This is a genomic window from Streptomyces sp. H27-H1 (genome assembly GCF_026627445.1).
In the GTDB taxonomy this organism is placed as follows: Bacteria; Actinomycetota; Actinomycetes; order Streptomycetales; family Streptomycetaceae; genus Streptomyces.
In genome coordinates this window covers 1-1,457 of sequence record NZ_JAPNLJ010000138.1, presented here as the reverse complement: position 1 = coordinate 1,457, position 1,457 = coordinate 1, and the positions used below count along the sequence as shown (strand labels likewise).

Here is a 1,457-nt window from a genome sequence, read left to right as displayed (position 1 = left end):
CTACCACCAGAAAGGTGCCCCGCCCCTGCGTTTACGATTCGACCTAGACACTCGAATCCTTGCAGGTCAGGGCACCTTTCGTGTTGCCAGCTCCACCTCAGCGATCAATTCGGCTGAACAGCCGAGGTCAGCTCTTGAGGGTGGTCATGGCCTGTTCTCCGACGCAGCGGATCTTGGCGTGGCTGCTGTTGTGTCGTCGCTTCCAGCGCTTGAGTCGGCGGCCCCGGAAGGGGACTGGGATGTGGCGGCCGGCGCCTTGGTAGGCCTTGTCCGCCCAGCACTTCAGTCCTGCGGCGGCGAGCGCGTCGACGATGCCGTGGCTGCGGGCGGCGGTCAGGTCGTGGGTGGAGCCGGGCAGGGCTGGTGATGCCCAGAGGAGGCGGCCGAACGGGTCGGTGAGGACTTGCACGTTCATGCCGTGCCGCTTGTGGTCGGAAGTCGCACGGCGGCTGCGGGTGAGTGTGAAGTCGGCTTATCAGTGGCACCAGTTGTGGCGGGACGGGGGTGTGCAGGCTCTGTCTTCCCGTGGTCCGAGTGGATCGCGGTGCCGTCTGTCGCCGCACTGCCTGGAAAAGCTGGCGGGGTTTTTGGAGGAGGGGCCGGCCGTGCCTGGCTGGGTGGAGGACCAGGTGTGGACCGCGTCGCGGGTGGCCACGCTGATCGGCAGGAAATTCCACGTCTCCTACAGCGTCTCGGGTGCCACCCGGTTGATGCACCCGCTCGACTTCAGCCCTCAGGTCCCTGCCCGTCGAGTCGCCGAGCGCGACGAGCAGGCCGTCGTTGTGTGGAAGGAGGCGACCTGGACGGAGGTAAAAGGGTCCGGGCGGCCTGCGGGGGCTACATCTGCTTCGAGGACGAAGCCGGTTTCACCCGCAAGCCGCCCCGCGGACGGACCTGGGGCCGACGCGGCATCACCCCGGTCGTGACGGTCAGCGGGCGACGCTCGGGACGGTTGTCAGTGGCGGGACTGATCGCGATGCGGCCAGGATCCCGCACCCGGCTGTCACCGCCTGCGGACCCACCCCGCGGGCAAGGGAGCACGCCGCAGCATGAGCGAGCGCGACTTCATCGCGCTCGTCGACGGAGTCCGTCACCTGGTCAGAGCGCCGATCGTGCTGGTCTGGGACCGCCTGAACACGCACGTCTCCCACAAGATGCGTGAGCTTGTTGCCCAGCGGAAGTGGCTGACCGTGTTCCTGCTGCCTGCCTACTCACCAGACCTGAACCCCGTCGAGTGGGTGTGGGCCCACGTCAAGCACAGCCTGGCCAACCTCGCCGTCATGGCCCTGGAACGACTCGAAGCCCTCGTCCGCAACCGCCTCAAACGGCTCCAGCCTCGGCTGTTCAGCCGAATTGATCGCTGAGGTGGAGCTGGCAACACGAAAGGTGCCCTGACCTGCAAGGATTCGAGTGTCTAGGTCGAATCGTAAACGCAGGGGCGGGGCACCTTTCTGGTG

The 1,457-nt window shown here is 66.6% G+C and carries 2 pseudogenes; one reads left to right on the top strand and one right to left on the bottom strand.

Annotated elements, in window-relative coordinates:
* Positions 1–130: 130 nt before the first annotated feature.
* Positions 131–430 (bottom strand): annotated as a pseudogene (locus OTB20_RS42135) (transposase family protein); the annotation flags it as partial.
* Between the two features lies 1 nt (position 431).
* Between OTB20_RS42135 and OTB20_RS43120 the strand changes: the two are divergent.
* A pseudogene (locus OTB20_RS43120) lies at positions 432–1,340 on the top strand (IS630 family transposase); the annotation flags it as partial.
* Positions 1,341–1,457 lie beyond the last annotated feature (117 nt).